At 54.7% G+C, this 20239-nt stretch carries 19 protein-coding genes; 12 read left to right on the top strand and 7 right to left on the bottom strand.

Going from position 1 to position 20239, the window contains the following annotated elements; translation table 11 throughout:
* Positions 1 to 16 precede the first annotated feature (16 nt).
* Positions 17 to 1414 carry a proline-specific permease ProY gene (gene proY, locus GEAM_RS13820; RefSeq protein ID WP_051899524.1) on the top strand — a complete coding sequence of 466 codons (1398 nt, stop codon included), beginning with the start codon at positions 17 to 19 and terminating at the stop codon, positions 1412 to 1414.
* Between the two features lie 197 nt (positions 1415 to 1611).
* Here the strand turns inward: proY and ggt are convergent, their stop codons facing one another.
* The 3 genes from ggt to GEAM_RS13805 all read right to left on the bottom strand — a co-directional run bounded on the left by ggt (position 1612) and on the right by GEAM_RS13805 (position 5085).
* Positions 1612 to 3372 (bottom strand): gamma-glutamyltransferase, encoded by a 1761-nt coding sequence (ggt, locus tag GEAM_RS13815; protein ID WP_034792451.1) that lies wholly within the window; start codon positions 3370 to 3372, stop codon positions 1612 to 1614.
* Between the two features lie 319 nt (positions 3373 to 3691).
* Positions 3692 to 4294 carry a peroxiredoxin C gene (locus tag GEAM_RS13810; protein WP_034792450.1) on the bottom strand — a complete coding sequence of 201 codons (603 nt, stop codon included), beginning with the start codon at positions 4292 to 4294 and terminating at the stop codon, positions 3692 to 3694.
* 209 nt (positions 4295 to 4503) lie between these two features.
* Positions 4504 to 5085: an ACP phosphodiesterase gene (locus tag GEAM_RS13805; RefSeq protein ID WP_034792448.1), complete on the bottom strand. Its 582-nt coding sequence runs from the start codon at positions 5083 to 5085 to the stop codon at positions 4504 to 4506.
* Positions 5086 to 5220: 135 nt separating this feature from the next.
* Between GEAM_RS13805 and queA the strand changes: the two genes are divergently transcribed.
* From queA to secF, 5 genes are all read left to right on the top strand, one after another.
* A complete protein-coding gene (gene queA / locus GEAM_RS13800; RefSeq protein ID WP_034792445.1) occupies positions 5221 to 6291 on the top strand; it encodes a tRNA preQ1(34) S-adenosylmethionine ribosyltransferase-isomerase QueA in 1071 nt (356 codons plus the stop codon).
* A 100-nt stretch (positions 6292 to 6391) separates the two neighbouring features.
* A complete protein-coding gene (gene tgt / locus GEAM_RS13795) occupies positions 6392 to 7516 on the top strand; it encodes a tRNA guanosine(34) transglycosylase Tgt (protein WP_034792442.1) in 1125 nt (374 codons plus the stop codon).
* A gap of 134 nt (positions 7517 to 7650) precedes the next feature.
* Positions 7651 to 7983, top strand: a complete 333-nt coding sequence (yajC, locus tag GEAM_RS13790; RefSeq protein ID WP_034792440.1) for a preprotein translocase subunit YajC — start codon at positions 7651 to 7653, stop codon at positions 7981 to 7983.
* A 27-nt stretch (positions 7984 to 8010) separates the two neighbouring features.
* Entirely contained in the window at positions 8011 to 9858 is a 1848-nt protein-coding gene (secD, locus tag GEAM_RS13785; protein WP_072009905.1) for a protein translocase subunit SecD, read from the top strand.
* Between the two features lie 70 nt (positions 9859 to 9928).
* The gene (gene secF, locus GEAM_RS13780) at positions 9929 to 10840 is read left to right on the top strand and encodes a protein translocase subunit SecF (RefSeq protein ID WP_051899533.1); all 912 of its coding nucleotides are present in this window, start codon (positions 9929 to 9931) and stop codon (positions 10838 to 10840) included.
* 67 nt (positions 10841 to 10907) lie between these two features.
* On the opposite strand, the gene GEAM_RS13775 is transcribed toward secF, so the two are convergent.
* Positions 10908 to 11477 (bottom strand): DUF3251 domain-containing protein, encoded by a 570-nt coding sequence (locus GEAM_RS13775; protein ID WP_034792436.1) that lies wholly within the window; start codon positions 11475 to 11477, stop codon positions 10908 to 10910.
* A gap of 204 nt (positions 11478 to 11681) precedes the next feature.
* On the opposite strand from GEAM_RS13775, the gene nrdR reads away from it, so the two are divergent.
* The 6 genes from nrdR (at position 11682) to pgpA (ending at position 16154) form a co-directional block, all read left to right on the top strand.
* Positions 11682 to 12131 (top strand): transcriptional regulator NrdR, encoded by a 450-nt coding sequence (nrdR, locus tag GEAM_RS13770; RefSeq protein WP_034792434.1) that lies wholly within the window; start codon positions 11682 to 11684, stop codon positions 12129 to 12131.
* Between the two features lie 23 nt (positions 12132 to 12154).
* Entirely contained in the window at positions 12155 to 13264 is a 1110-nt protein-coding gene (ribD, locus tag GEAM_RS13765) for a bifunctional diaminohydroxyphosphoribosylaminopyrimidine deaminase/5-amino-6-(5-phosphoribosylamino)uracil reductase RibD (protein ID WP_128124620.1), read from the top strand.
* 203 nt (positions 13265 to 13467) lie between these two features.
* Positions 13468 to 13938 carry a 6,7-dimethyl-8-ribityllumazine synthase gene (gene ribH, locus GEAM_RS13760; protein WP_034792430.1) on the top strand — a complete coding sequence of 157 codons (471 nt, stop codon included), beginning with the start codon at positions 13468 to 13470 and terminating at the stop codon, positions 13936 to 13938.
* Between the two features lie 20 nt (positions 13939 to 13958).
* The gene (nusB, locus tag GEAM_RS13755) at positions 13959 to 14372 is read left to right on the top strand and encodes a transcription antitermination factor NusB (RefSeq protein ID WP_034792428.1); all 414 of its coding nucleotides are present in this window, start codon (positions 13959 to 13961) and stop codon (positions 14370 to 14372) included.
* Between the two features lie 238 nt (positions 14373 to 14610).
* Complete coding sequence (thiL, locus tag GEAM_RS13750; RefSeq protein WP_034792426.1) at positions 14611 to 15597, top strand: thiamine-phosphate kinase; 987 nt, start codon at positions 14611 to 14613, stop codon at positions 15595 to 15597.
* A gap of 62 nt (positions 15598 to 15659) precedes the next feature.
* Positions 15660 to 16154 (top strand): phosphatidylglycerophosphatase A, encoded by a 495-nt coding sequence (pgpA, locus tag GEAM_RS13745; RefSeq protein WP_034792712.1) that lies wholly within the window; start codon positions 15660 to 15662, stop codon positions 16152 to 16154.
* Between the two features lie 73 nt (positions 16155 to 16227).
* Here pgpA and GEAM_RS13740 read toward each other — a convergent pair whose 3' ends face one another.
* The 3 genes from GEAM_RS13740 to ispA form a co-directional block, all read right to left on the bottom strand.
* Positions 16228 to 17202, bottom strand: coding sequence for an aldo/keto reductase (locus tag GEAM_RS13740; protein ID WP_034792424.1), 975 nt, complete (start codon positions 17200 to 17202; stop codon positions 16228 to 16230).
* Positions 17203 to 17358: 156 nt separating this feature from the next.
* Positions 17359 to 19221, bottom strand: coding sequence for a 1-deoxy-D-xylulose-5-phosphate synthase (dxs, locus tag GEAM_RS13735; RefSeq protein ID WP_034792422.1), 1863 nt, complete (start codon positions 19219 to 19221; stop codon positions 17359 to 17361).
* 86 nt (positions 19222 to 19307) lie between these two features.
* Complete coding sequence (ispA, locus tag GEAM_RS13730; protein WP_034792421.1) at positions 19308 to 20237, bottom strand: (2E,6E)-farnesyl diphosphate synthase; 930 nt, start codon at positions 20235 to 20237, stop codon at positions 19308 to 19310.
* Positions 20238 to 20239 lie beyond the last annotated feature (2 nt).

Here is a 20239-nt window from a genome sequence, read left to right as displayed (position 1 = left end):
AATTGGATAAATTCACATGCAGCAATCAGTTGAGAAAGAGCCGCCAGCGACCAAGTTAAAGCGCGGCCTGACCACCCGACACATTCGCTTTATGGCGCTCGGTTCGGCCATCGGTACCGGCCTGTTTTACGGTTCGGCGGACGCGATTAAGTTAGCCGGGCCAAGCGTGTTGCTGGCCTATCTGGTCGGCGGCATCGTGGCGTTTATCATCATGCGCGCGCTGGGTGAGATGTCGGTTAACAACCCGCAGAGTGGCTCGTTTTCGCGCTACGCGCAGGATTACCTCGGGCCGATGGCGGGTTACATCACCGGCTGGACTTACTGCTTCGAGATCCTGATTGTCGCCATTGCCGACGTCACCGCCTTCGGCATCTATATGGGCGTCTGGTTCCCCGAGGTGCCGCACTGGATTTGGGTGCTGAGCGTGGTGCTTATCATCGGCGGCATCAACCTGATGAGCGTCAGAGTCTTCGGCGAGCTGGAGTTCTGGTTCTCCTTCTTCAAAGTGCTGACCATCATCATCATGATTGTGGCGGGCTTCGGTATCATTATTTGGGGTATCGGCAACGGCGGGCAGCCGACCGGTATTCACAACTTGTGGAGCAACGGCGGCTTCTTCAGTCAGGGGATTATGGGCACCATTCTCTCGCTCCAACTGGTGATGTTTGCCTACGGCGGGATTGAGATTATTGGTATCACCGCCGGAGAAGCTGAAGATCCGAAGAAGTCGATTCCGAAAGCCATTAACTCCGTGCCGTGGCGCATTCTGGTGTTCTACGTGGGCACGCTGTTCGTGATTATGTCTATCTTCCCGTGGAATCAGGTCGGGACTCAGGGCAGCCCGTTCGTGCTGACCTTCCAGCACATGGGTATCACCATTGCTGCGGGCATTCTGAATTTCGTGGTGATCACCGCGTCGCTTTCGGCGATTAACAGCGACGTGTTTGGCGTTGGCCGTATGTTGCACGGCATGGCGGGTCAGGGCCACGCGCCGAAGATGTTCAGCAAGGTGTCGCGTCGCGGCATTCCTTGGGTCACGGTGTTGGTAATGATGGCGGCGCTGCTGGTGGCGGTGTATCTCAACTACATCATGCCGGAAAACGTCTTCTTGGTTATCGCCTCGCTGGCAACCTTCGCTACCGTTTGGGTGTGGATTATGATTTTGTTCTCGCAAATCGCCTTCCGCCGCAAACTGAGCAAACAACAGGTGAGCGAGCTGGAATTCCCACTGCGCGGCGGAGTGTTTACCTCGGCCATCGCTATCGTCTTCTTGTTCTTTATCATCGGCTTAATTGGCTACTTCCCAACCACGCGCGTGTCTCTCTACGCCGGGCTAGTGTGGGTCGCCGTGCTGCTGATCGGTTACGCCTTTAAACGCCGCAACGACCGCAAGAAGCTGGCTGCACAAAGCTAAGCAAGTACTTACATCAGTTAAAAGAAAAGCCCCGCGCTCACATGAGCTCGGGGCTTTTTCATATTTATTTTTAACCAAAATCATTCGCGCTGTATCAAGGCGGCAACTGCACGAATCCTCAGGAGCTTACATCAGTAAGTGACTGGGGTGAGGGCAGGCAGCCAACGCCAAGACAGCACGAAGGATGAAGGTTAAGGTTAATAGCCGATGGCCGCGCCAGCCGGTCGACGCACATCATTCGCGCCATACAGATAGCCTTCGCGCACTTTGCCCGACACCGCCGAGTCATTGCCCGAGTTAGCTGGTGTTACGCCCACCGCGCCCGGCAAGCCGACCATGATCAGCTCTGCCGCGCCCCACGGGGTCTGCTCAACCATCTTGTAGCCCATCTTGGCCAGAATATTCAGGCTGTCGACTGAAACGCCGCGCTGCTCGTAATAGACCTCATCCGGCAGCCACTGGTGGTGAATACGCGGCGCGTCGACGGCTTCCTGCGGAGGCATGCCGTAGTCAATCACGTTGAGGGCAGTTTGCAGGGTGATCGTGATGATGCGTGAACCACCCGGCGAACCCAGAACCATGAAGATCATGCCGTCCTTAGTCACTAAGCTCGGGCTCATGGAAGATAGTGGGCGCTTACCGGGGGCGATGGAGTTGCGCGTGCCCTGCACCAAACCGTAGAGGTTTTTCTCACCTACTTTGACCGTGAAGTCGTCCATTTCGTCATTCAGGAAGAAGCCGGTACCCGGCGCGATCACCACGGAACCAAAGCGGCCGTTGACGGTGTAAGTGGTGGAAACCGCGTTACCCATGCTGTCGACAATCGAGTAGTGCGTGGTTTCTGGCTTCTCGTGTGGCTCCATGCCGGGCTGAACTTGTTCAGAAGGCGTGGCTTTATCTGCTTGAATCTTCTTGCGAATCTCTTCAGCGTAGCTTTTGCTCACCAGACGATCGATAGGGTTCTTGATGAACTCTGGGTCGCCGAGATAGGTGTTGCGGTCCATGTAGGCGTGGCGCATGGCCTCGGTCATGTAGTGAATGGACGCCGCGGAGTTAAAGCCCATGCTCTTCAGGTCATAGCCTTCGAGGATGTTGAGGATTTCGCACATGGTCACGCCGCCGGAGCTTGGTGGCGGTGCTGAGACAAACTTGTAGCCGCGATAGCTACAGGTGATAGGGGCCGTCTCGGTGACTTTGTAGTTGGCGAAGTCGGCGGCGGTCAGGATGCCTCCGCCTTTGTTAGACGCAGCTTCGACCGCAGCCGGGATTTTGCCTTTGTAGAAAGCGTCGGTGCCGTGTTTAGAGATGGATTCCAGCGTGTTGGCTAAGTCGGTTTGCACCAGTTTGTCGCCCGGTTGCAGGGCAGTGCCATCTTTGCGCAGGAAAATGCGCGCGGCCTCTGGGTCTTCTTTGAAGCGTTTTACCGTGGTGTCGAGGATATCGGTGTCGGCGCGGGTAAGGACAAAGCCTTCACGGGCCAATTTAATCGCCGGAGCCATAACTTGCTCGCGGGTCAGCTTGCCATATTCGCGCTGGGCAGTGTCCATGCCGAGCACGGTGCCCGGAACGCCGGAGGCGAGGTAACCATACAGGCTGGCGTCTTTTTTCACTTTGCCATCGGCGTCCAGATACATGTTGGCACTGGCGGCGGCTGGGGCGGTTTCACGGAAGTTGATAAAGGTGTCTTTGCCGTCGGCAAGATGCACCGTCATGAAGCCACCGCCGCCGATGTTGCCGCAGCATGGGTTAACCACCGCCTGAGCGTAGCCAACGGCCACGGCGGCATCGATGGCGTTTCCGCCCATCTTGAGAATGTCGACACCCACCTGAGAGGCCAGATATTGCGAGGTGACCACCATGCCGTTTTTGGCTTCTACTGCGGGGTTAGACGCCGCGTGAAGTGAGCCGCTGACCAGCAATGCCATTATGGTTAACGGCTTTTTCCATTTAAGTAACATATAAACTCCTGTTTGATACCCTGTCAGTGCAGAACCTTCAGGTTCTTGTGTGATAACGCTTTTTTTCTATACAACGTTCATTCTTGCCGGAGGAAACCATGCAAGGTGCAGGCCAATTTATCGCTAAGCACGGCAGGCAAAAATGAGACGTATTTAGGTTAGATGGAATAGGGCTGAACGCGCAGAGTTTTATGAAATAAATGTGAAGGCGGTGATGACTATTCGGGAAAAAATGAGGGAAAAAATCCAAAAAAAAACGGCCAGCTGGGCTGACCGTTATCGCTTTGTGATTTTTTAAAGCCCTGAGGCTAAAGAAAAATTACAGGTTTGAAGCGTTTTCTGACAGGTATTTAGCTACGCCGTCTGGAGAAGCGCCCATACCTTGTTTGCCTTTTTCCCACTGAGCTGGGCACACTTCGCCGTGCTCTTCGTGGAATTGCAGTGCGTCAACCATACGCAGCATTTCGTCGATGTTACGGCCCAGTGGCAGGTCGTTAACAACCTGGTGGCGAACCACGCCTTCTTTGTCGATCAGGAAGGAACCACGCAGTGCAACGCCCGCTTCTGGGTGTTCGATACCGTAGGCTTTCTGAACTTCACGTTTGATGTCAGCAACCATCGCGTATTTAACTTCGCCGATGCCGCCTTTCTCAACAGGGGTTTTACGCCATGCGTTGTGAACGAACTCAGAGTCGAAAGAAACACCAACAACTTCAACGCCACGCTTCTGGAATTCTTCGTAACGGTGATCGAAAGCGATCAGCTCAGAAGGACATACGAAAGTGAAGTCCATTGGCCAGAAGAACAGAACAGTTGGTTTGCCCGCAGTGTGTTTTTTGAAGTTGAAGTTATCAACAACTTCACCGCTACCAAGTACAGCTGCTGCTGTGAAATCTGGGGCCGGACGAGTTACCAGGACCATAAGTACTCCTATTGGTGAGGTAAAAGAATTAGGGGTGTATAAATCGACAGCCAGTATAGAGGCTGGGGGGAAGCGAATAAACCCCATCAGACCAATCAATCAGATAGTATTCGACTATCAGTCTGTGGAGTAAGTCGCAATTCTGATTATGAATAACCGGCTGATTTGCAGAGAATTGTGTCGCGATTCACGATTATTTTCTGCTTAAGTCAAATTTCCTGCTGTCTGGCTTGCAGCATCATCTGCGGATAAAACTGCCAAAAAAGTTGTTCCAGCGCGTCATAATTCAATTCGAGGTCGTGATATGACCCAGCCAGCGCGCTGAGTTTCGGGCGGCGGGCGGCCATATTCGACAAGGCATTGCCGATATTGGGCAGTGCGGCATAGCTCTGCATCCAGCGATCTGACCACAAATAGCGATTCAGATTGATAAAGCGCTCCGGCATTCCATCCAGCTGTGGCTCAATCTCTTGGCGGCAAGCCTCGATAAACTCTTCCAGTTCAATGTCCGGCGAGAGGGTGGCCCAGTGGCGGCAGAGGAAGTGGTCCCACACCATGTCCAGCGTGATAGGCGCAACGCGGCGGAAATCATCGCGGAAATAGCTGCGGGCGATTTTCACTTCCGGCAGGGTGTCGGTCATGACGTCGACCCGCCGATGCATGCGAATGCCGCTGACGATCTCAGTGGAAAATAGCGAGTCAGGATTGCCACGGACGAAGTCGGCCAGCAGGTTTCCGAGTAGCGAACTGTTGGCGAGTGAGGCCAGGTGGAGATGAGCTAAAAAATTCATCCGCATAGTATAATGCAAGAAACATGATCAATGACATGTCAGGATATGCCTTTCTTGGGGGAGAAGCTTGCAGCAAAAGGCCCGTACCACTAGACTAAGCCGCCTGTTTTTGTCCGTTAACTGAAGTGAAAAGCCATGCGCGTTGCCGATTTTTCTTTTGAACTCCCCGAGTCCCTGATTGCCCGCTATCCGCAGACCCAGCGCAGCGGCTGCCGTTTGTTGTCGCTGGACGGGCCAAGCGGCGAACTGACGCACGGCATTTTCACCGACCTGCTCGACAAGCTCGACGCCGGTGATCTGCTGGTCTTCAACAATACCCGCGTGATCCCCGCCCGCGTCTTTGGCCGCAAGGTCAGCGGCGGCAAGATTGAAGTGCTGGTGGAGCGCGTGCTTGATTCCAAACGCATTTTAGCCCACGTGCGTGCTTCAAAGTCGCCGAAACCGGGCGCAGAACTGCTGTTAGGCGATAACGAAAATATCAAAGCCACCATGGTGGCGCGTCACGATACGCTGTTCGAGCTGGAATTTAATGAAGATCGCGATGTCTTCACTCTGCTGGAAGAGATCGGCCACATGCCGTTGCCTCCTTATATAGACCGCCCGGACGAAGACGCCGACCGCGAGCTGTATCAGACGGTTTACAGCGAGCGCCTTGGCGCAGTGGCAGCACCAACTGCTGGCCTGCACTTCGACCAGCCGCTAATGGACGCCTTGAAAGAGAAGGGCGTGGAGTTTGCTTTTGTGACGCTGCACGTCGGCGCGGGCACCTTCCAGCCCGTGCGCGTGGACACCATTGAAGACCACGTGATGCACGCCGAATACGCCGAAGTGCCGCAAGAAGTGGTTGATGCGGTATTGGCCTGTAAAGCTCGCGGAAAGCGCGTGATTGCGGTGGGAACCACCTCAGTACGCTCACTGGAGAGCGCCGCCAAGGCGGCAGAGGACGCGCTGATTGCGCCATTCTTCGGCGATACCAAGATCTTTATCTATCCGGGCTACCACTATCAGGTGATTGACGCGCTGGTGACCAATTTCCACCTGCCGGAATCCACGCTGATCATGCTGGTTTCAGCGTTTGCCGGATATAAAAACACCATGAATGCTTACCACCAGGCGGTGGCTGAGCAGTACCGGTTCTTTAGTTATGGTGATGCAATGTTCATCAACCGTAACCCGCTGGCTCCGCAAGAAGCGGTCGGCCAGTAACCATTGGCCCGGACGCATTCGATGCTTTCGGGCTTTCTTTTTCTGCGGATAACTCTGCGGAGTAACCCCATCAGACTGTTTCTCTGATGCTGGAGGCACTGTGAAGTACGAATTAAGCACTACTGATGGCCGCGCACGTCGCGGACGTCTGGTTTTCGAACGTGGCGTGGTTGAAACCCCGGCCTTTATGCCCGTGGGCACTTACGGCACGGTAAAAGGCATGACGCCGGAAGAAGTGAAAGACACTGGCGCGCAGATCCTGCTCGGCAACACTTTCCATCTCTGGCTGCGCCCGGGTCAGGAAATCATGAAGTTGCATGGCGACCTGCATGACTTTATGAACTGGCACGGCCCAATCCTGACTGACTCCGGCGGTTTCCAGGTGTTCAGCTTGGGCGCGATGCGTAAGATCAAAGAAGAGGGGGTGCACTTCCGTAACCCGATTAACGGCGATCCGGTGTTCCTCAGCCCTGAAAAGTCGATGGAGATCCAAAACGATCTCGGTTCCGACATCGTGATGATCTTTGACGAATGTACGCCGTACCCGGCGGATTGGGACTATGCCAAGCGTTCAATGGAGATGTCTCTGCGCTGGGCGAAACGCAGCCGCGATCGTCACAACGAATTGAATAATAAGAATGCTTTGTTCGGCATTATTCAAGGTAGCGTTTACGAAGATTTACGAGATGTATCATTAAAAGGGCTGGTAGAGATTGGCTTTGATGGTTACGCTGTGGGCGGCTTGGCGGTAGGTGAGCCGAAAGAAGACATGCACCGCATTCTTGAGCATGTTTGTCCGCAGATCCCGGAAGATAAACCGCGTTATCTGATGGGCGTCGGTAAACCAGAAGATTTGGTCGAAGGCGTACGTCGTGGCGTCGATATGTTTGACTGCGTAATGCCTACGCGTAATGCGCGTAACGGTCATCTGTTCGTCACTGACGGCATCGTGAAAATCCGTAATGCCAAGCATAAAGATGATACCTCGACCCTCGATGAGCATTGCGATTGTTACACCTGTCGCAATTACAGCCGTGCCTACTTGCATCATCTCGACCGTTGCAACGAAATACTGGGTGCGCGCCTGAATACCATCCACAATCTGCGCTATTACCAGCGTCTGATGGCGGGTTTACGCCAGGCTATCGAAGAGGGTAAATTAGAGCTGTTTGTAAAAGACTTCTACGAGCGTAAAGGGAAAGAGGTTCCACCTCTTAATTTTTGAGCCTGAAGTGTTAACGACCCGTTCTATTTAATGATTTACCGGCGTCGCTCTTTTGGCGGCGCTTTTAAATGAGTCGCTTAAACAGAAACAGACGATTTAACGTTATGTTTCATAACAACAATGAGGGAATTTAAATGAGTCTTTTCATTTCCGATGCAGTCGCAGCTACCGGCGCACCGTCACAGGGAAGTCCTTACTCTCTGGTCATCATGCTGGTCGTTTTTGGTCTGATTTTCTATTTCATGATCCTGCGCCCGCAACAGAAACGCTCTAAAGAACACAAAAAACTGATGGACTCCATCGGTAAAGGTGACGAAGTGATGACCACCGGTGGTCTGATCGGTCGCGTAAGCAAAGTTGCTGAAACTGGCTTCATTGTTATCGCGCTGAACGACACTACTGAAGTGATGATCAAGCGTGACTTCGTGGCTGCCGTTCTGCCGAAAGGTACGATGAAGGCTCTTTAATTTTCGATTTTCCCGAAGGGAACTGCCGTGTTAAACCGTTATCCTTTGTGGAAGTATCTGATGCTGATCGCTGTGATCATCGTCGGTTTGCTATACGCACTTCCCAACCTTTATGGTGAGGATCCGGCTGTTCAAATTACTGGCGCTCGGGGCTCCGACGCCAGTGTTGCAACGCTGGACCAAGTCAAAAACGTATTAGATCAAGACAAAATTCCAAGCAAATCTATTGCACTGGAAAATGGTCAAATCCTTGCCCGCTTTAAAGACACTGATGTACAGCTGCGCGCTCGCGAAGCCCTCACCAGCGCCCTGGGCGACAAATTTGTTATTGCTCTTAACCTCGCGCCAGCAACGCCGCGCTGGTTGAGCGTAATGGGCGCTGAGCCAATGAAGCTCGGTCTTGACCTGCGTGGTGGTGTTCACTTCCTGATGGAAGTTGACATGGATACCGCGCTGAGCAAGCTGCAAGAGCAGACCATGGACAGCATGCGCAGTGATCTGCGCGAGAAAAATATTCCTTACGCCACGGTCCGTAAACTCGACAACTATGGTGTCGAAGTGCGTTTCCGTGATGCCGCAACTCGCGACAGCGCCGTTAGCTATCTTTCCCCGCGTCACCGTGATTTAGTCATCACCGCCAGTGGCGACAATGCCGCGCGCGTCGTTATGACTGATGATCGCCTGAGCGAAGCCCGTGAATACGCCGTTCAGCAAAACATCAACATTTTGCGTAACCGTGTAAACCAACTGGGTGTGGCTGAGCCGCTGGTACAGCGTCAAGGTTCAGACCGAATCGTGGTTGAGCTGCCAGGGATTCAGGACACTGCCCGCGCCAAAGAAATTTTGGGTGCGACGGCAACGCTGGAATTCCGTCTGGTTAACACCAACGTTGATGCAACTGCCGCAGCTTCTGGCCGCGTGCCGGGCGACAGTGAAGTGAAAAATACTCGTGATGGGCGTCCGGTTGTCTTGTACAAGCGCGTGATCCTGACCGGTGACCACATCACTGACTCCACGTCTAGCATGGACGAGTACAACCAGCCGCAGGTTAACATCTCCCTCGACAGCGCAGGCGGCAACGCAATGTCTAACTTCACCAAGGACAATATCGGTAAGCCGATGGCGACCCTGTTTGTGGAGTACAAAGACAGCGGCAAGAAAGATGCTAACGGTCGTTCGATTCTGGCTAAGCAAGAAGAAGTTATCAACGTCGCGACTATCCAGTCACGTCTGGGTAACAGCTTCCGCATTACCGGTGTTAACGATCCGAATGAAGCTCGCCAGCTCTCTCTGCTGCTGCGTGCGGGTGCGCTGATTGCGCCAATTCAGATTGTCGAAGAACGTACCATTGGTCCAACTTTGGGTATGCAGAACATTACTCAGGGTCTGGAAGCCTGCTTGTGGGGTCTGGTCGCGTCAATTCTGTTTATGGTGGTTTGGTATCGTAAGTTTGGTGTGATTGCGACAACCGCGCTGGTAGCTAACTTGGTTCTGATTGTTGGGATCATGTCTCTGCTGCCGGGAGCAACGCTGACCATGCCGGGTATTGCCGGTATCGTACTGACCCTTGCGGTTGCGGTTGATGCCAACGTACTGATTAACGAACGTATTAAGGAAGAGCTGAAGAACGGGCGTTCCGTTCAGCAGGCGATTCATGAAGGCTATAAAGGCGCGTTCTCCAGTATCGTTGATGCCAACATTACTACCCTGATCACGGCGATTATTCTTTATGCGGTGGGTACCGGTTCGATAAAAGGCTTTGCTATCACCACGGCTATCGGTGTTGCAACCTCGATGTTTACATCAATCGTCGGAACCCGTGCCATCGTCAACCTGCTTTACGGCGGCAAACGCATTAAAAAGCTGTCTATCTGAGGAGTGCGTTGTGGCACAGCAACAATATACTGTTGAACAACTGAACTACGGCCGTAAAGTCATCGACTTTATGCGCTGGGACAACTTGGCCTTCGCCATTTCTGGTCTGTTGTTGATCGTTTCTATCGCGATCATCGGTGTTCGCGGGTTTAACTGGGGTCTGGACTTTACCGGCGGTACGGTAATTGAGATCAGCCTCGACCAACCCGCTAACCTTGATGACATGCGTGCATCAATGGAGAAAGCCGGGTTCACCGACCCTGTGGTCCAGAACTTTGGTAGCAGCCGTGACATTATTGTCCGTCTGCCGCCAACGTCAGGCACTGCGGGTCAGGAACTGGGTAACAAAGTCATCGGGCTTATCAACGCCGACATCGACAAAAATGCGTCAGTAAAACGTATTGAGTTCGTGGGTCCAAGTGTTGGTAGCGATCTGGCTCAGGCCGGTGCGATGGCGCTGTTGATTGCGCTGATCTGTATCCTGATTTACGTCGGTTTCCGCTTCGAGTGGCGACTGGCGTTGGGTGCGGTTATCGCGTTGGCGCACGACGTCATCATCACCATGGGCGTATTGTCTCTGTTCAGAATCGAGGTTGACCTGACCATCATCGCTTCCCTGATGTCGGTTATTGGTTACTCTCTGAATGACTCCATCGTGGTTTCGGACCGTATTCGTGAGAACTTCCGCAAGATCCGTCGCGGTACATCTTACGAAATCATGAACGTGTCCCTGACCCAGACCCTGAGCCGTACCATCATGACCTCAGCCACCACGCTGATGGTTGTTCTGATGCTCTACATCTTTGGCGGCGCGTTGCTGGAAGGCTTCTCACTGACCATGTTGATCGGTGTATCAATCGGTACGGTTTCATCTATCTATGTGGCATCAGCGTTAGCGCTGAAACTTGGCATGAAACGCGAACACATGTTGCAGCAGAAAGTCGAGAAAGAGGGCGCAGATCAGCCTTCGATCCTGCCTTAATCTGTTCAGCATTAGCCATGAAAAAGCCTCGCAATTGCGAGGCTTTTTTTATGCTTTGATAAAGCGGTTATTGGGCTGCGGCGGGCTGTTGAACTGCTGGCACCGGGCCAAGAATGTTATGCAGGCGAATAAAACCTAAGGTTTCGACGCGAATATTCTGGAAGTTCACGTCGATAACCTGCTCCGCGCTCGGCAGAAGGGTCGGCACGCTGGCGATATTTTGCGTTTGCATATCCACAGTTAAAGGTTTGCCAGTGACCGGGTCGAGCTGTCCCCAGTCCAGCGAGGCGGTGAATGGCGGCAGTGGCTGCCCCGACACGCTTTTGATCCGCAACAGCCCTTGAACACCGCTGGCATCTGGAGAAACATTGGTCAGGGTTACGCTTAACTCACCAATATCACTCTTCACCACCGCCGCGCTTTTCGCCGCAGGCAGGATATACAGACCATCTGTTGACTGGCGGTTGAGCAGGGTTTGCTGCTCCAGCGCGCTGGCTAAATCGGTCAGACGCTGTAATTTTTGGTTTAACTGGCCGACTTCTGACCGCAGTTCTGTCACTTGGGGGTCTTGTTGGGCACAACCTGATAAAGCCAGCAGGGCTGTAACGGCTAAAGTTGCGCGAAAATGCACTGTCATGTCGGTGAGTTCCTTTTCTTGTGCTCTGAGAGCGAGTTGCTCAGAGCCTGTAAAATCATAGGGTGAAGGGGGAAACGTGCGGCTCCTCCCGCTCAAACAAGGGGTTAAGTTTAACCTGATGTGCACCAAAGTAGCGACAGCCTTTGTTGTCGCGCCACTTCGCGCTAAACTAATCACCCATCAAGACCGCCATCAGGAACTGCTATGCATTGCCCATTTTGTGCTGCTGTTGATACGAAAGTCATCGATTCCCGCCTGGTTGGCGATGGATCGCAAGTTCGCCGCCGTCGCCAGTGTCTGGTTTGCCACGAACGCTTTACTACTTTTGAAGTGGCCGAGCTGGTGATGCCCCGCGTGATTAAAAGCAATGACGTTCGCGAACCCTTCAATGAAGACAAACTGCGTCGCGGTTTCTTGAAGGCGTTGGAAAAACGCCCTGTCAGCTCCGATGACGTTGAAATGGCCATCAGCCACATTAAGTCACAATTGCGAGCTACGGGAGAGCGCGAAATTCCTGCCAAAATGATTGGCAATCTGGTTATGGATGCACTTAAAAAACTGGATAAAGTCGCCTACATTCGCTTTGCTTCGGTATATCGCAGCTTTGAGGATATCCGCGAGTTCGGCGAAGAGATTGCTCGTCTTCAGGATTAAGGATAGTTATGTCCACAGAATCATTGCATGCAGATGAAAAATATATGGCTCGCGCCTTTGAACTGGCGCGACTCGGCCGCTTCACCACCACGCCAAACCCGAATGTTGGCTGCGTTATCGTCCGTGATGGCGAAATCGTGGGCGAGGGGTATCACATTAAGGCCGGTGGGCCACACGCCGAAGTTCACGCGCTGCGCATGGCGGGTGAGAAGGCCAAAGGCGCCACGGCTTATGTCACTCTTGAGCCTTGCAGCCACCACGGCCGCACGCCTCCTTGCGCCGACGCCCTGATTGCCGCCGGTGTCGCACGCGTGGTTGCTTCAATGCAAGACCCTAACCCGGAAGTCGCCGGGCGTGGGCTATACCGTTTGCAACAGACTGGCATCGAAGTCAGCCATGGGTTGATGCACAGCGAAGCCGAAGCCATTAACCTCGGCTTCTTAAAGCGTATGCGTACCGGTTTCCCATATGTGCAGCTAAAAATGGCGGCGTCGCTGGATGGCCGCACGGCGATGGAGTCCGGCGAAAGCCAGTGGATCACCTCCGCCGCCGCGCGTGCCGATGTGCAGCGCTTCCGCGCGCAAAGCTCGGCGATTCTTAGCTCCAGCGCCACGGTGCTGGCAGATGACCCATCACTGAACGTTCGCTGGGACGAGCTGGATAGCGACACTCAGCGCATTTATCCGCAGGAGTCTTTGCGCCAGCCGCTGCGCATTGTTATCGACAGCCAAAACCGCGTGACGCAGCAGCACAAGCTGGTCAATCAGCCGGGCGATACTTGGCTGGCCCGCCTTGCCGCCGATGAGCAATCTTGGCCTGAATCCACCGAGCAGTGGGTGGTTCCGGGGCGAGACAACCGCGTTGATTTAGTGCTGCTAATGATGCAACTGGCCAAGCGCCAGATAAACAGCGTTTGGGTGGAAGCCGGGGCAGAGCTTGCCGGGGCGCTATTGCAGGCCGGTCTGGTGGATGAGCTGATTGTCTACATGGCACCAAAATTACTGGGTGAAAACGGACGTGCACTTTGTGTGCTCCCCGGCTTGCAAAGCCTGTCCGATGCGCCACAATTCACCCTCAGCGATGTGCGTCAGGTAGGCGCGGATTTGCGTCTGCGCCTGAAACCTCAGTACTAAGCAGCACGGGTGAGTGCCGCGAAAACATCGCCAAAACTCTTCGGCAGGTAAGCTTCGGCTTATCTGCTACGCCTTTTGACGGAATGTGTTTATAAATCGCATGTCCAGACAAGGTAATAATATGATAGAATCCGCCCCCCTGCGGCTGGGCTGGGCCGGGGCTGTCAAAAGCTGAACTCTTGAACCCATTTAAAGGAAAACCTATGAACGTTATCGAAGGTGCTGTAGCCACGCCGAACGCGCGCGTAGCAATCGCTATTGCCCGTTTCAACAATTTCATCAACGACAGCCTGCTGTCTGGCGCAGTTGATGCCTTGAAACGCATTGGTCAGGTTAGCGATGACAACATCACCGTAGTTTGGGTTCCAGGCGCTTATGAGCTGCCACTGGCAACTCGTGCTCTGGCGAACAGCGGCAAATATGACGCCGTTATCGCACTGGGTACCGTCATCCGTGGGGGCACTGCCCATTTCGAATTCGTGGCTGGCGAATGTAGCTCTGGTTTAGCCAGCGTTGCGCTGAACAGCGAGATCCCAGTTTCGTTCGGCGTGCTGACTACCGAAAGTATTGAGCAAGCTATTGAACGCGCAGGGACAAAAGCCGGTAACAAAGGTGCTGAAGCAGCCCTGACCGCGCTTGAAATGATTAATGTTATCAAGGCTATTAAGGCCTGAATCTAGTTAAGGGGAAATCCGTGAAACCTGCTGCTCGTCGCCGCGCCCGTGAATGTGCCGTACAGGCGCTTTACTCTTGGCAGTTGTCGAAAAACGACATTGCCGATGTTGAATTAGAATTCCTGACCGAGCAGGATGTCAAAGACGTCGACATTACCTATTTCCGCGAATTGCTGACCGGTGTTGCTACCAGTGCAGAGAAGCTCGATGCGCTGATGGCTCCATACCTGTCTCGCCAGCTCGACGAATTGGGTCAGGTGGAAAGAGCAATCCTGCGTCTGGCTCTGTTTGAACTGAGCAAGCGTCAGGACGTCCCTTACAAAGTGGCGATTAACGAAGCGATCGAACTGGCGAAAACCTTCGGCGCTGAAGACAGCCACAAATTTGTTAACGGCGTACTGGATAAAGCGGGCCCGCACATCCGTAAAAAGTAACAGTACTGCGCGTTCACAAGTCACAACAATAAATGCATGTTGGTCATACAGCCTTTAATTTGGTTGAAGATTATGTGAAGTAACATCGCTTACCATGGCGTTGACCAACCTGTTGAGGCCGGATATCCGGCCTTAGTCATTTTTCTCCCTCATCATTCAGGTTGCAGGCGCGGGTTCCCACCTTCCGCAGCGAGGCAACAGCACGAGTGACGTGGGTGACTCAATTTGGAATTTTACTATGGCATGCGGCGAATTTGATTTAATAGCTCGCTACTTTAACCGGTACAGAACGGCCCGCCGGGATGTCCAGTTAGGCATTGGCGACGACTGTGCTCTGCTGACTGTCGCTGAAAAGCAGCTATTAGCAGTAAGTACCGATACCCTGGTAGAAGGCATTCATTTCCTCAAAACAATCGATCCGGCCGATCTTGGCTATAAAGCGCTGGCCGTTAACCTCAGTGATTTAGCCGCCATGGGCGCCGATCCCGCGTGGGTTTCGCTGGCCTTAACCTTGCCTGAAGTGAACACCGAGTGGCTGGAAGCCTTCAGCGATAGCCTGTTTGAGCAGCTCAATTATTACGGCATGCAGTTGATTGGCGGCGACACCACCCGTGGCCCGCTCAGCATGACGCTGACCATTCAGGGGCTGATCCCTGTCGACCGCGCCTTAACCCGCGGCGGTGCCAGCGTCGGTGACTGGATCTTCGTTACCGGCTCGCTGGGTGACAGCGCGGCTGGCTTGGCCCTGTTGCTAGACCAGCTGACCGTCGATAACGCCGAGCATCGCGACACTCTGCTGCAGCGCCATCTGCGCCCGACGCCGCGTATCTTGCAGGGGCAGGCGCTGCGTGGCTTAGCCACCTCGGCCATTGATATCTCCGACGGCTTGATTTCAGACCTCAAACACGTGCTGACCGCCAGCGGCTGTGGCGCGCGTATCGACTTAGACGCGCTGCCGCTGTCAGAAGCCTTGCTGGGCAGCGTGGAGGGCGATCAGGCGCTGAAATGGGCGCTGACCGGCGGCGAAGACTATGAGCTTTGCTTCACCGTTCCCGAAATTAACCGTGGCGCGCTGGACGTGGCTCTCAGCCATCTGGGCGTTGATTTTACCTGTGTCGGCCAGATGGCTCCGCTGTCGGAAGGCATCACCTTCTTGCGTTCAGGCGAGCCGGTGGAACTTGATTGGCAAGGGTTTGATCACTTTTCAGCAGGAGTTGTTGTGTGACCGTTAGCCATAAAAAGCGACCTGAGAACTACAAAGGTAAAACCGGCGACCATAAACGAGATATGGCCGCTGCGAAGAAGCGCCTGAACCTGCGCAACCCGTGGCACTTGCTGGCTACCGGCTTTGGCAGCGGGCTTTTCCCTTACGGGCCGGGCACTGCCGGTTCGATTGCCGCGATCCCTTTCTGGATCCTGCTGACCTACCTGCCGTGGCAGCTTTACTCGCTGGTGGTAATGTTCAGCATCTGTATCGGGGTTTACCTCTGCCGCCAAACGGCCAGAGACATGCAGGTTCACGACCATGGCAGCATCGTTTGGGATGAGTTTGTCGGCATGTGGATCACCCTGATGGCGCTGCCGGTCAATGATTGGCAGTGGGTCGTCGGCGGTTTCGTGGTGTTCCGCATTCTGGATATCTGGAAGCCGTGGCCAATCCGCTGGTTCGACCGCAATGTCCACGGCGGCATGGGCATCATGATTGATGACGTGATCGCCGGGATTTTTGCCGCAGGGATTATCTATCTGATTGGGCACCACTGGCCGATTGGCCTGTTTTAAGCCGATTTAAGATGTGAAAAGGCGCTGAGCTTATGGCTTCAGCGCCTTTTTTTATGCTTTTAGCTGAGCGCGATTATTTATAACCCGTCGCCTCATGCGGCTGATAGGCCATCTCCAGCTCGGCAATCTCCTCTATCGATAGCTTCACTTGCAGCGCCGCAATGGCGTCTTCAAGGTGCGCAGGGCGCGAGGCTCCGATGATAGGCGCAGTGACGGCGGGCTTCGCCAGCAGCCACGCCAAGGCTATTTGCGCGCGCGGCACGCCGTGGTCCTGAGCCACTTTCTCCAGACGTTCGGCAATCTTGGCGTCGGCGGCCTCGGTGGCGTCATACAGCCTTTGGCCGACCTCGTCGGAAACCGAACGCGCGGTGGTTTCACCCCAAGGCCGCGTCAGCCTGCCTCGCGCCAGCGGGCTCCACGGCAGCACGGCGATATTCTCCTGCACGCAGAGCGGATGCATGTCGTTCTCCTCTTCGCGCTGGATCAGGTTGTACTGGTCCTGCATTGAGACAAACGACGCCCAGCCGTTTTTCGCCGACACCTCCAGCGCCAGCTTGAACTGCCGGGCATGCATGGAGGAGGCGCCGATATAACGCGCCTTGCCTGATTTCACCACGTCATTCAGCGCGTCCAGCGTCTCTTCGATTGGCGTTTCATAGTCCCAACGATGGATTTGCAGCAGGTCCACGTGATCCATACCCAAGCGTCGTAGGCTGTCATCAATGGATTGCAGAATTGAGGCGCGCGACAGGCCCGGCTTGAGGCCGGTGACGGCGTTATAGACCTTGGTGGCGACTACTACGTCTTCGCGCCGGGCGAACTCTTTCAGCGCGCGGCCAATAATTTCTTCGCTACTGCCATCGGAGTAGTTGTTGGAGGTATCGAAGAAATTAATCCCGGCGTCCAGCGCCTGCTTGATGATAGGGCGGCTACTCTCCTCGGGGAGAGTCCAGGCATGGGAACCGCGGTCAGGCTCGCCAAAGGTCATACAGCCCAAACACAGGCGTGACACCTTAAGATCGGTTTTTCCTAGTGTAATGCGTTGCATCATTCCTCCTGCTTGTTGTTTTTATTCAAGAACAACCTGTGCAGATTCATAGCACGCTATAAGTGTAGTTCAGGCAGGGCGGAGAGCAGGATAACGGCGGGAGTAAGTGTGAAATTCCCCTCTTTAACAGCGTAAAGAGGGGAGGTGAGGCGGCGGTTAAGCCAGCCAGAGGTTGATTTGGCGTTCGATGCCTTCGGCGTCCAGACCAATGTCGCGGCGGACTTCGTCCTGCGTGCCTTGGGAGACAAAGTGGTCCGGCAAACCAATATTCAGCACTGGCACCATCAGGCGTTTGGACATCAGCAGCTCATTCACGCCGCTACCCGCGCCACCCATGATGGCGTTCTCTTCCAGCGTCACCAGCACTTCATGGCTGGCGGCCAGTTCGAGCACCAGAGCTTCATCAAGAGGTTTGACGAAACGCATGTCGACCAGCGTCGCATTGAGCTTTTCGGCTACGGCGTTGGCTTCTGGCAGCAGGGTACCGAAGTTTAAGATAGCCATCTTCTCGCCTTCGCGACGCACAATGCCTTTACCGATTGGCAGGGAAGCCAGCGGCGTACACTCCGCGCCGGTCCCATTGCCGCGCGGGTAACGCACCGCCACCGGACCCTCTTGATAGTGGTAGCCGGTGTGCAGCATCTGGCGACATTCGTTCTCATCGCTCGGGGTCATAATGACCATGTTCGGGATGCAGCGCAGGAAGGAGAGGTCAAACGCACCCTGATGGGTCTGGCCGTCGGCACCGACGATACCGCCACGGTCGATGGCGAACAGTACCGGCAGATTTTGGATCGCCACGTCGTGGATCACCTGATCGTAGGCGCGTTGCAAGAAGGTCGAGTAGATGGCGACGATTGGCTTGTAGCCGCCGATAGCCAATCCGGCGGCAAAGGTCACCGCGTGCTGCTCGGCAATCGCCACGTCGAAATACTGCTGTGGATATTCTTTGGAGAAGCGCACCATACCGGAGCCTTCGCGCATCGCCGGGGTGACCGCCATTAGCTTGCTGTCTTTGGCGGCGGTTTCACACAGCCAGTCGCCAAATACTTTGGAGTAAGTCGGCAAACCTTCTTTGCTTTTCGGCAGCGTGCCCAACAGCGGATCAAACTTCGGCACGGCGTGCCAGCTGATCGGATCCTTCTCGGCTGGCTCGTAGCCTTTGCCTTTCTTGGTCATGATGTGCAGCAGCTGCGGGCCTTTCAGCTCGCGCATGTTTTTCAGCGTCTGCACCAGCGCCAGCACGTCGTGACCGTCGACCGGGCCGATATAGTTAAAGCCCAGCTCTTCGAACAGGGTGCCCGGCACCATCATGCCTTTCAGGTGCTCTTCCGTGCGGCGCACCAGCTCTTTAATCGGAGGAATGCCGGACAGCACCTTCTTGCCGCCTTCGCGCAGGCGCGAGTAAAGCTTGCCGGAGAGCAGCTGTGCCAGATGGTTATTCAGCGCGCCGACGTTCTCGGAAATCGACATTTCATTGTCATTGAGCACCACCAGCATGTCTGACTTAATGTCACCCGCGTGGTTCATTGCTTCAAATGCCATACCGGCGGTGATCGCGCCATCGCCAATCACGCAGATGGTGCGGCGACCTTTGCCTTCGCGCTCGGCGGCGACGGCCATGCCTAAACCAGCACTGATTGAGGTGGAGGAGTGGCCCACGGACAGGGTGTCAAACTCACTCTCACCGCGCCACGGGAAAGGATGCAGGCCATCTTTTTGGCGAATGGTCGAAATTCTGTCGCGGCGACCCGTCAGGATTTTGTGCGGGTAGGCCTGATGGCCGACGTCCCACACCAGACTGTCGAATGGCGTGTTATAGACGTAGTGCATCGCGACGGTCAGTTCAACCGCGCCCAGACCGGACGCAAAATGCCCGCTGGACTGGCTGACGCTGGCCAATAGGTATTGGCGAAGTTCGTCGCAGAGCTTTGGCAAGCTCTCTTTAGGAAGCGAACGGAGTTCTTCGGGATTCTCCGCCAGCGCCAAGGTCGGGTATTTGGCTAATTCAAGACTCATGAGTTGCTCATAGTAAGTTCAACGGCATATAGGCTGCCTCGCGGACGTTGCTGCTTCCCTGTCGCAACGCCCATGGCCCGGCTATATCAATTATCGCGTTCAATCACGAAGCGGGCTAATGCGTGCAGCGGTGCCGTGTTGTAAGAAAGTGCGGCCAGCTGTTCTAATGCCGAGACCGCTTCTTGGTAGAGGTCTTTGGCTTTCGCTTGTGCGCCATCCAGTCCCAGCAGTGCGGGATAGGTGCTTTTACCGAGTTGCTGATCGGCTCCCTGACGTTTGCCGAGTTTTTCGGTGTCGCCAATCACATCCAGAATGTCGTCCTGAACCTGAAACGCCAGGCCAATAGCTTGTGCGTAAATATCCAGTTGCGGGAGTGCCGCGCGGCCTTTTTCACCGGCTGCTAACGCCCCCATGCGAACGGCGGCGCGGATCAGTGCGCCGGTTTTGTGGCGATGGATCTGCTCTAAGGCTTGCAGATCGATCTGTTGACCTTCTGCCGCCAAATCCAGTGCCTGACCTCCACACATGCCCGCGATACCACTGGCAGCCGCCAGTTCGGACATCATGGAGAGGCGGTCTTGCAGGCGAACTTCGCCCATTGGGCCGTCGGCCAGAATAGTGAAAGCCAGCGTTTGCAGAGCATCACCGGCCAGAATAGCGTTCGCCTCGCCAAATTTAATGTGGCAAGTCGGTTGGCCGCGACGCAGGTCGTCATCATCCATGGCGGGTAAATCGTCATGGATCAGCGAGTAGGCGTGGATGCATTCAATCGAGGCCGCCGGGGCGTCCAGCGAGTCCGAATGCAGACCAAACAGCTGACCTGTAGCATAGACCAAATAAGGACGCAGGCGTTTTCCGCCCAGCAAAGCCCCGTGGCGCATGGCTTGAGCCAGCGGCATTTCGGCAAAAGGTTGCGCGTCAATATAGGTGGTCAGCGCCTGATCGACACGTTTTTGCACCGCGCGGAGCTGACTGCTGAAGTCGATGCCTTCGGCTTGTTGTTCAATATCAGCCATGA

It is taken from the genome of Ewingella americana ATCC 33852 (assembly GCF_000735345.1).
GTDB lineage: Bacteria > Pseudomonadota > Gammaproteobacteria > Enterobacterales > Enterobacteriaceae > Ewingella > Ewingella americana.
This window is presented reverse-complemented; position numbering and strand designations above follow the sequence as displayed.

What these genes read in the sequence shown, in the direction of transcription:
- proY (WP_051899524.1), top strand. Translation starts at nt 17, where the DNA reads ATGCAGCAATCAGTTGAGAAAGAGCCGCCAGCGACCAAGTTAAAGCGC.
- ggt (WP_034792451.1), bottom strand. Translation starts at nt 3,372, where the DNA reads ATGTTACTTAAATGGAAAAAGCCGTTAACCATAATGGCATTGCTGGTC.
- GEAM_RS13810 (WP_034792450.1), bottom strand. Translation starts at nt 4,294, where the DNA reads ATGGTCCTGGTAACTCGTCCGGCCCCAGATTTCACAGCAGCAGCTGTA.
- GEAM_RS13805 (WP_034792448.1), bottom strand. Translation starts at nt 5,085, where the DNA reads ATGAATTTTTTAGCTCATCTCCACCTGGCCTCACTCGCCAACAGTTCG.
- queA (WP_034792445.1), top strand. Translation starts at nt 5,221, where the DNA reads ATGCGCGTTGCCGATTTTTCTTTTGAACTCCCCGAGTCCCTGATTGCC.
- yajC (WP_034792440.1), top strand. Translation starts at nt 7,651, where the DNA reads ATGAGTCTTTTCATTTCCGATGCAGTCGCAGCTACCGGCGCACCGTCA.
- secF (WP_051899533.1), top strand. Translation starts at nt 9,929, where the DNA reads ATGCGCTGGGACAACTTGGCCTTCGCCATTTCTGGTCTGTTGTTGATC.
- GEAM_RS13775 (WP_034792436.1), bottom strand. Translation starts at nt 11,477, where the DNA reads ATGACAGTGCATTTTCGCGCAACTTTAGCCGTTACAGCCCTGCTGGCT.
- nrdR (WP_034792434.1), top strand. Translation starts at nt 11,682, where the DNA reads ATGCATTGCCCATTTTGTGCTGCTGTTGATACGAAAGTCATCGATTCC.
- ribH (WP_034792430.1), top strand. Translation starts at nt 13,468, where the DNA reads ATGAACGTTATCGAAGGTGCTGTAGCCACGCCGAACGCGCGCGTAGCA.
- thiL (WP_034792426.1), top strand. Translation starts at nt 14,611, where the DNA reads ATGGCATGCGGCGAATTTGATTTAATAGCTCGCTACTTTAACCGGTAC.
- pgpA (WP_034792712.1), top strand. Translation starts at nt 15,660, where the DNA reads ATGGCCGCTGCGAAGAAGCGCCTGAACCTGCGCAACCCGTGGCACTTG.
- GEAM_RS13740 (WP_034792424.1), bottom strand. Translation starts at nt 17,202, where the DNA reads ATGCAACGCATTACACTAGGAAAAACCGATCTTAAGGTGTCACGCCTG.
- dxs (WP_034792422.1), bottom strand. Translation starts at nt 19,221, where the DNA reads ATGAGTCTTGAATTAGCCAAATACCCGACCTTGGCGCTGGCGGAGAAT.
- ispA (WP_034792421.1), bottom strand. Translation starts at nt 20,237, where the DNA reads ATGGCTGATATTGAACAACAAGCCGAAGGCATCGACTTCAGCAGTCAG.